We start from the raw sequence: 7,053 nt of genomic DNA, 5'->3' as shown, positions 1-7,053 counted from the left end.
TCTCCGAAGCGATGCTGTTCACGCATCGCGGCGTCAGCGGACCGTCCATCCTGCAGATCTCGTCCTATTGGCGCGAGGGCGACGAAATCCGCATCGCCATGCTGCCGGGAGTTGATGTGGCGGACCTCATTCGTAGTGCCAAGCGCGGTAATGGGCGGCAGGCGGTGCAGACCGTGCTGGCAAATCACCTGCCGAAGCGGCTGGCGCAGTCGATCGCCGAACGAACCGGCATCGACGGCAACCTCGCCGATCTTGCGGACGCCCAGATCAAAACCATAGCTGCCGCAGTCAATGACTGGCGCATCAAGCCTGCCGGTTCTGAGGGCTACCGCACCGCCGAAGTGACACTGGGCGGGGTCGACACCAACGGGCTGGACCAGAAGACGATGCAGGCGAAATCCGTGCCGGGCCTGTTTTTCATCGGCGAAGTCGTCGATGTCACGGGTTGGCTGGGCGGTTATAATTTCCAGTGGGCATGGTCGTCTGGCTGGGTGGCAGGCCAGGCAGCATAGACTTACTTCCGTGGCTTCGCCCCAGTAGCTGCCGGCGCCTTTTTCTTCTTTTTGGCCTTGTTGTAATCGATGGCGGCACGGACGAGCTCTTTCAAAGCGCTCTCATTGAGCCTGTCGCCCTTGAACACATCGATAGCCCGCCACACCTTGCCGCCAAAACCATTGTTGAACAGCCTGTCGGGATCCGGCAGGCTGGCGCCATGGGAAAAGGTCAGCTTCACCTTGTCCTTGTGGGCGTTGCCGACCACGATGTTGCCGTCGAAGCACCATACCGGGCTGCCCATCCACTTCCACTCCTCGATGATGTCCGGGTCGGCTGCAAGGATGGTCTTGCGGATGTCGGCGAGCGTCTCGCCGCGCCAGTCCGAGAGACCGGCGATCAACTGGTCGATCTGTTGCGAGGGGGTCATTTGGTGTCTCCTGTGCGTCGACGCGTTCAACCGCTGCCTGTCACCAGCGCGCCAGTTGGGTGATCTGAACGAGGTTGCCGCAGCTGTCGTTCAGCTGGGCGATGGTTGAACCGGTCACCTCGGTCGGCGGCACGGTGAACGCGCCACCCTTCGCCTTGATGCGCTCGTAGTCGCCCTTGACGTCGTCGGTGAAGAACATGACCGCAGGCTGACCCTGCTGGAAGATGGCTTCCTGATAGGCCTTGGCGGCCGGGTTGTCGTTGAGCGCGAGCTGCAGTTCGGTTCCATCAGGCTCTTCAGCCGAGGTCACTGTCAGCCAGCGATAGGGCCCGTTGCTGAAATCGGCCTTCTTGGTGAAGCCCAGCACGTCGGTGTAGAAGCGCAATGCGTTTTCCTGGTTGTCCACATACACGCTGGTCAGCTTGATCTTCATCGCTCTTTCTCCTCTGTCGTATTCTTGCGTCTGTGGCCGCTACGGGGTCCAGCCGGGCAGGGCGGCGGCCTGCTTGATCCATTCCGCCATTTGCGCCTCGTCGAACCGGTCTTCGCGGATGTCGATCCAGCGCACATCCTTGCTCTTGGCCGTGCCGCCTGGTGGGATCGGTTGCAATGAGATGCCACTGAAAAAGGTCATCTTCACATAGTGGGTGAATACATGGAAACTCGCGAACCAGCCCTGGCCTTCGATGCCGTAGAAGGGTGAGTTCCATCGCACGGCCTTGCGGACGTCAGGCACGTTGCCCACGATGAGCGCGTCGAGGCGCTCGCCCAGGCCGCGCTTCCAGTCCGGCATCGCAGCGATATAGGCCTGCACCGGGGCGTCGCCGTCGCCCTTGGCGATTTGCGGGTTGCCGCCGGAGAGCAGCACTGGCGCAGCCTTGGCCTCGGTCGATTGTCCCTGCGTCTTGGCCACTCTGCCCCACTCCTACCCGCCGGCACGCTGCACGCCGCGTCCCTTGGCGGCATAGGGCAGCACGAACATGTACAGGCCGCTGAGCAGCAGCAGGAGGAGCGGCAGGAGCGGCGAGTAGACCACCCAGGCGGGAGGCTGCCTGAATGCCATGGTGGCGAAGTTGGCGATGACGGTCAGCGCAAAGATGATCGACAGCCAGCGATGCATTTGCCGAACCCACTTGTTCCAGTCCAATAGTTCCTCCTGTCAAAACAGCCGGTGCGGGCCACCGATCCGCACCTGCGAGTTTCAATCTATCCGCGCCAGGACCTGACTCAGATTTGCAAAGTACTGTCGCCACCCGCTCGTCGCGCCCCGATACGCCTGCTCCTGATCCGGCCGGAAGCCGGACTGTTCCATACGCAACCGGGTGCCTGTGCTGGTCGGCACGAGGGTCCAGGTGACGACACTCTCAAGGCCATAGGCCTGCCAGGTGTAGGACAGTGTCTTGTTCAACTCGACGGCTGTTACCTGACAGTCCACAACGATGCTCACGTCAGGTTGCGGTTCCTTCCGCAGCTTGAAGCGGTGGTCCACGACTGGCTTGAAGTCGTTCTTCATCAGCCATTCCTCGATCAGATGCGGTTGGGTCAGCGCGCGCCAGATTTTTTCCGGCGGATAGGGGATCTCACGTTCGACGATGACAGAGCGCGTTTCGGTCGCAATGTTGGTCATTGGTCGATTCTTTTGAGCAAATTTTCGAGATCGTCGAACCGGCTCTGCCAGAACGCGTTCATCTGGTTCGTCCAGTCGGTCAGTGGGGAAAGTGCTGCCAGTTGGGCGCTGTAATGGGTCTGCCGTCCTTGATGGCGATCGCGCACCAGCCCGGCCTGCTTGAGCACGCCGAGATGCTTCGACACCGCAGGTTGAGAGACCCCCGACTGAGCCGTCAGGGCGCCGACCGTCTGCTCGCCTTGCCGGCACAGGCGCTCGAAGATCGCGCGACGCGTCGGATCGGAGAGCGTTCTGAAGAGGACATCGTGAGCGTTCGTCATCCGGGATCGATAACCCTGTGGCTATTGATTTACGTATAACTGTCGAGATATGGATATGTCAAGCGGGGGTGTTGACGGTCCCGATCCGGCGGTTTCCAAAAAAATCTTTCCATTGCCCCAAGGATTAGCCATTAGCCTTCGTCCAACAGGCAAATGATGGCGATGATGCTGGATGAGAGCGAAGCCTCCGACGCCGAACTGATCGGGCGGGCGAAGGGCGGAGACAGGAGGGCCTTCAGCACATTGCTGGAAAGGCACTATGACTTCGTCTATCGCGCCGCCTATCGCTGGTGCGGCAGGAAGGCCGATGCCGAAGACATCGCCCAGGAAGTCTGCGTCAGGCTGGGCAAAGCGATCCGCGACTATCGCGGCGGCGGCGCCTTCACCACATGGCTCTATTCCGTGACGATGAACGCCGCGCGCGACGTGATGCGAAAGTCCGCCCGCGAGACCGTCAAGACCGAGGCCTATGGCGTCCATGCACTGATCTCGGGCGAGGCGTCGGTCGAACCGGAAGACCCTGCCGAAGCGCTGTGGGCGGCCGTCCGGCGATTGCCGGACAAGCAGCGCGACGCGGTGCTGCTGGTCTATGGCGAAGGGTTGAGCCATGCGGCCGCGGCCGAGGCGATGACAATCTCGGAGACGACGGTTTCCTGGCACATCCATGAAGCGAAGAAACGGCTGAAGACGCTGATGCGCGCGGCCGGGGAAGTGTGACCATGGTTGACGACAACGAACTCAACAGACTGCGCGATATAGCAGCGCCGGCGCCCGCCAAGGATGCCAAGGCACGTGCTTTCGAAGCCGCCCTGCGTGCATACGATCAGGAAAATATTTCTGCCGTTACCCAAGGATCGGTTGGCGGGCTTCGTCTCACAGAGCGAGCACAAAAGCTCTGGAGCGAGATCATGCAAAAGAAACTCATTGCCACGCCGGTTCTTGCCGGGCTCGTCGCCCTGCCGATCGCCGGATACGCCACCTTCCATATGCTGAGGGAACAGCCGCCGAAATTCGGCGGCGACGAGAAAATCACCGAGACGCTGGCCGACAAGCCGGCGACCGTCAAGCCGGCGACCGTCAAGCCGACGACCGCCGAGCCGAAGCCGGCTCCGACCGGGCTGGAGACGGACAAGAAAGCCGACGCCGATGTGGAAAGCCGCGACGCGACCGATGCGCCTGTGGCGCCGGCCTCGCCGCAGAAATCCGAATCGACCGTTGCTTCCGGCGCGGCACAACAGAATGCACTGGAGCGCGGTGTGCTGGCCGAGCCTGCGCCACCGGCACCGACAGGCGAATTCGCATTGGATGGCGCCGTAAGTGCGCCCAGTACGTCGCGGGCCCGCATGCCGGCCGAGTCCAAGCTGATGGCGCCGCAGCAGCCGTCGACCTTGCCGGCCGACCAGATGCAGCCGCAACCGGAAAACCGCGACCGCATCGAGGATTTCAAGACCAATCCGGTGCATGCGGCACTCGAGGATCCGGTCTCGACCTTCTCGATCGACGTCGACACAGCCTCCTATTCCTTCGTGCGCAGCTCGCTGAAGCAGGGCACCCTGCCGCAGGTCGATACTGTCCGCGTCGAGGAGATGATCAACTACTTCCCCTATGACTGGAAGGGTCCGGAGTCGGCCTCGACACCATTCAACTCGACCGTCAGCGTCATGCCGACGCCGTGGAACACGCATACCAGGCTGATGCATGTCGCCATCAAGGGTTTTGACGTCAAGCCGACCGAGCAGCCGAAGGCCAATCTGGTCTTCCTGATCGATGTCTCGGGCTCGATGGACGAGCCGGACAAGCTGCCGCTGCTCAAATCGGCTTTTCGGCTGCTGGTCAGCAAGCTGAAGGCCGACGACACGATCTCGATCGTAACCTATGCGGGTGACGCCGGCACGGTCCTGGAGCCGACCAAGGCGTCCCAAAAGGACAAGATCCTCAGTGCCATCGACAATCTGACGCCCGGCGGCAGCACGGCCGGCGAGGCGGGCATCAAGGAAGCCTACAGGCTGGCGCAGAAATCCTTCGTCAAGGACGGCGTCAACCGGGTGATGCTCGCCACCGACGGCGACTTCAATGTCGGCCAGAGCGACGACGACGATCTGAAGCGGCTGATCGAAAAAGAGCGCAAGACCGGTGTCTTCCTGTCGGTGTTCGGCTTCGGCCGCGGCAATCTGAACGACCAGATGATGCAGACCATCGCCCAGAACGGCAACGGCACCGCCGCCTATATCGACACGCTGGCCGAAGCCGAGAAGGTGCTGGTCGAAGATGCATCGTCGACGCTGTTCACCATCGCCAAGGACGTCAAGATCCAGGTCGAGTTCAATCCGAACAAGGTCTCGGAATATCGCCTGATCGGCTACGAGACCCGCGCCTTGAACCGCGAGGATTTCAACAATGACCGCGTCGATGCCGGCGATATCGGCTCGGGCCATTCCGTCACCGCGATCTATGAAATCACGCCAAAGGGCAGCGGCGGCGAACAGATCGACGCGCTGCGTTATGGCCAGGCGTCGGTGGACAATGGCGGCGTTGCCAATGCGGACGAATATGCCTTCGTCAAGATCCGCTACAAGCTGCCGAATGAAGACGTCTCGAAGCTGATCACCACGCCGGTGACCTCGGCCAACGAGATCTCGTCTTTCGACCAGGCCAGCACCGACCAGCGCTTCTCCGTCGCGGTCGCCGCCTTCGGCCAGAAGCTGCGCGACGAGGATGCGACCGCGAAGTTCGGTTACGACAAGATCATGGAGATCGCCACTGCCGCTCGAGGAGCCGACCCGTTTGGGTACAGGTCCGAGTTCCTCTCGCTTGTGCGCCTTGCCTCGGCGCTGGGCGGTAATCGGTAGTGGGTGATGACGGCCGGTTTCTTTCAGATGGGATCGTTCTGACAGGGGAAACCGACCGCGGGCGGGTGAGGCATGCCGGCGAGGGGTTCATTCCCTTGCCGGCCTTTTTTCGGAGAATCTCCAGGTCGTTAAATTGCGCGGCATTTCCGGTAGCGGATCGCAACCCCCTGCTTGTTACGCAGGACAGGTGTACCGGGCTTGAGGGAGCCGAAATTGCAGATCAGGACTATCGCCAACTCGACACCGCCGGCACGAGATGCTTCGGCGGTTTCATCGGCCCCATCATCGGAATCCAGGCGTATCAGTGACGATGTCGCGCAGGCGCGCCACACCGCCATGTCGGCGCTGACCAACGACCGCTTCCGCATCATGCTGGAGCAGATAACCGATCCGGTTTCATCCGGCGCGCTGATGACGATGCACAGCGACAATGTGGTCGACTTCAAGTCGGCGCAGTCGAGCTACGCCGACAACAGCGAATAATCGAAACCGATAAGCTCAGGCCCGGCTGCGGCGGCGCTCGCGGCGGGCTTCGCTGGTCTCGGCGGTATTTTCCGTCGCCGCCTTGTTGCGCATCGGGCCGATGCGCTCGACGATCGCGGCAACCGTCGGACGATCCGCCTTGGTGTGCGCGTCGAGCGCCTTGCGCATGGCGGCAAGGTGCTGGAACGAGGTGCCGCAGCAGCCGCCGATAATTTTGGCGCCGCCATCGACGGCGAGCCTGACATAGTCGGCCATCAGTTCGGGTGTGCCGGAATAATGGATTTCGGTGCCGCGGAATTCGGGAATGCCGCAATTGCCCTTGACGATCACCGTTGCCTCCGGCTTCGCCTCGGTCATGTCGAGCAGCGAGGCCAGGATGTCAGACGCGCCGACGCCGCAATTGGCGCCAACGCCAAGCGGCGCCTGCGACAGCCCGTCGGTGACGCCGTGGATATCCCTGGGTAGCAGGCCCATCATGGTGCGGCCGGCGGTGTCGAAGGAACCGGTATAGGTGTAGGGCAGGCCGACGCGGATGGCAGCCTCGGCGGCGGCGCGGATCTCGTCGGGAGCAGACATCGTCTCGATCCAGGCGACTTCGGCGCCGCCTTCCTTGAGACCCTCGATCTGCTCGGCGAAGGCGTCGACCGCCTCGTCATAGGTCATGGCGCCAAGCGGCACCAGCAATTCGCCGGTCGGTCCGACCGAACCGGCGACGATGACCTTGCGGCCAGCTCTGTCGGCGACGGCGCGCGCGATCTCGGCGGCGCGCTGGTTCAGCGCATGCACGCGATCCTGCGCATGATGCAGCTTCAGCCGGTGGCGGGTGCCGCCGAACGAGTTGGTGAGGATGAT

Annotated in this window: 11 protein-coding genes; 4 read left to right on the top strand and 7 right to left on the bottom strand. The window is 62.2% G+C overall.

Going from position 1 to position 7,053, the window contains the following annotated elements; translation table 11 throughout:
* Positions 1–512: aminoacetone oxidase family FAD-binding enzyme (locus EN969_RS10590; RefSeq protein WP_127419114.1), on the top strand; the 512-nt coding region annotated here is incomplete at its 5' end.
* A 2-nt stretch (positions 513–514) separates the two neighbouring features.
* On the opposite strand, the gene EN969_RS10585 is transcribed toward EN969_RS10590, so the two are convergent.
* Genes EN969_RS10585 through EN969_RS10560 form a run of 6 tightly spaced genes read right to left on the bottom strand, consistent with a single transcriptional unit; the run spans position 515 to position 2,869 of the window.
* Positions 515–922 carry a DUF1801 domain-containing protein gene (locus tag EN969_RS10585; protein WP_063168198.1) on the bottom strand — a complete coding sequence of 136 codons (408 nt, stop codon included), beginning with the start codon at positions 920–922 and terminating at the stop codon, positions 515–517.
* Positions 923–962: 40 nt separating this feature from the next.
* Positions 963–1,355 (bottom strand): VOC family protein, encoded by a 393-nt coding sequence (locus tag EN969_RS10580; protein ID WP_063168197.1) that lies wholly within the window; start codon positions 1,353–1,355, stop codon positions 963–965.
* Between the two features lie 39 nt (positions 1,356–1,394).
* Entirely contained in the window at positions 1,395–1,835 is a 441-nt protein-coding gene (locus tag EN969_RS10575) for a DUF1801 domain-containing protein (protein ID WP_013531184.1), read from the bottom strand.
* A 12-nt stretch (positions 1,836–1,847) separates the two neighbouring features.
* On the bottom strand, positions 1,848–2,069 hold the full coding sequence (locus tag EN969_RS10570) for a hypothetical protein (protein WP_013531185.1): 222 nt from the start codon (positions 2,067–2,069) through the stop codon (positions 1,848–1,850).
* Positions 2,070–2,123: 54 nt separating this feature from the next.
* Positions 2,124–2,549 (bottom strand): SRPBCC domain-containing protein, encoded by a 426-nt coding sequence (locus EN969_RS10565; protein ID WP_013531186.1) that lies wholly within the window; start codon positions 2,547–2,549, stop codon positions 2,124–2,126.
* The gene (locus tag EN969_RS10560) at positions 2,546–2,869 is read right to left on the bottom strand and encodes a metalloregulator ArsR/SmtB family transcription factor (protein WP_063168196.1); all 324 of its coding nucleotides are present in this window, start codon (positions 2,867–2,869) and stop codon (positions 2,546–2,548) included. Before EN969_RS10560 ends, EN969_RS10565 begins: the two co-directional genes overlap by 4 nt.
* A gap of 156 nt (positions 2,870–3,025) precedes the next feature.
* On the opposite strand from EN969_RS10560, the gene EN969_RS10555 reads away from it, so the two are divergent.
* The 3 genes from EN969_RS10555 to EN969_RS35255 all read left to right on the top strand — a co-directional run bounded on the left by EN969_RS10555 (position 3,026) and on the right by EN969_RS35255 (position 6,201).
* Positions 3,026–3,586: an RNA polymerase sigma factor gene (locus EN969_RS10555; protein ID WP_013531188.1), complete on the top strand. Its 561-nt coding sequence runs from the start codon at positions 3,026–3,028 to the stop codon at positions 3,584–3,586.
* 2 nt (positions 3,587–3,588) lie between these two features.
* On the top strand, positions 3,589–5,718 hold the full coding sequence (locus EN969_RS10550; protein WP_063168195.1) for a VWA domain-containing protein: 2,130 nt from the start codon (positions 3,589–3,591) through the stop codon (positions 5,716–5,718).
* 213 nt (positions 5,719–5,931) lie between these two features.
* Positions 5,932–6,201 (top strand): hypothetical protein, encoded by a 270-nt coding sequence (locus tag EN969_RS35255; protein WP_024501300.1) that lies wholly within the window; start codon positions 5,932–5,934, stop codon positions 6,199–6,201.
* Positions 6,202–6,216: 15 nt separating this feature from the next.
* Here the strand turns inward: EN969_RS35255 and bmt are convergent.
* On the bottom strand, positions 6,217–7,053 hold an 837-nt coding region (gene bmt, locus EN969_RS10540; protein WP_127419113.1), incomplete at its 5' end, for a betaine--homocysteine S-methyltransferase.

Origin of the sequence: Mesorhizobium sp. M7A.F.Ca.CA.003.01.2.1 (assembly GCF_003998945.1) — a bacterium.
Taxonomy (GTDB): domain Bacteria; phylum Pseudomonadota; class Alphaproteobacteria; order Rhizobiales; family Rhizobiaceae; genus Mesorhizobium; species Mesorhizobium ciceri.
The sequence above is the reverse complement of the archived record's forward strand: the minus strand, read 5'-3'. Positions and strand labels throughout refer to the sequence as shown.

Bases quoted from the DNA above. Each gene is read 5' to 3' on its own strand.
- EN969_RS10585 (WP_063168198.1), bottom strand. From the start codon at position 922: ATGACCCCCTCGCAACAGATCGACCAGTTGATCGCCGGTCTCTCGGAC.
- EN969_RS10580 (WP_063168197.1), bottom strand. From the start codon at position 1,355: ATGAAGATCAAGCTGACCAGCGTGTATGTGGACAACCAGGAAAACGCA.
- EN969_RS10565 (WP_013531186.1), bottom strand. From the start codon at position 2,549: ATGACCAACATTGCGACCGAAACGCGCTCTGTCATCGTCGAACGTGAG.
- EN969_RS10560 (WP_063168196.1), bottom strand. From the start codon at position 2,869: ATGACGAACGCTCACGATGTCCTCTTCAGAACGCTCTCCGATCCGACG.
- EN969_RS10555 (WP_013531188.1), top strand. From the start codon at position 3,026: ATGGCGATGATGCTGGATGAGAGCGAAGCCTCCGACGCCGAACTGATC.
- EN969_RS10550 (WP_063168195.1), top strand. From the start codon at position 3,589: ATGGTTGACGACAACGAACTCAACAGACTGCGCGATATAGCAGCGCCG.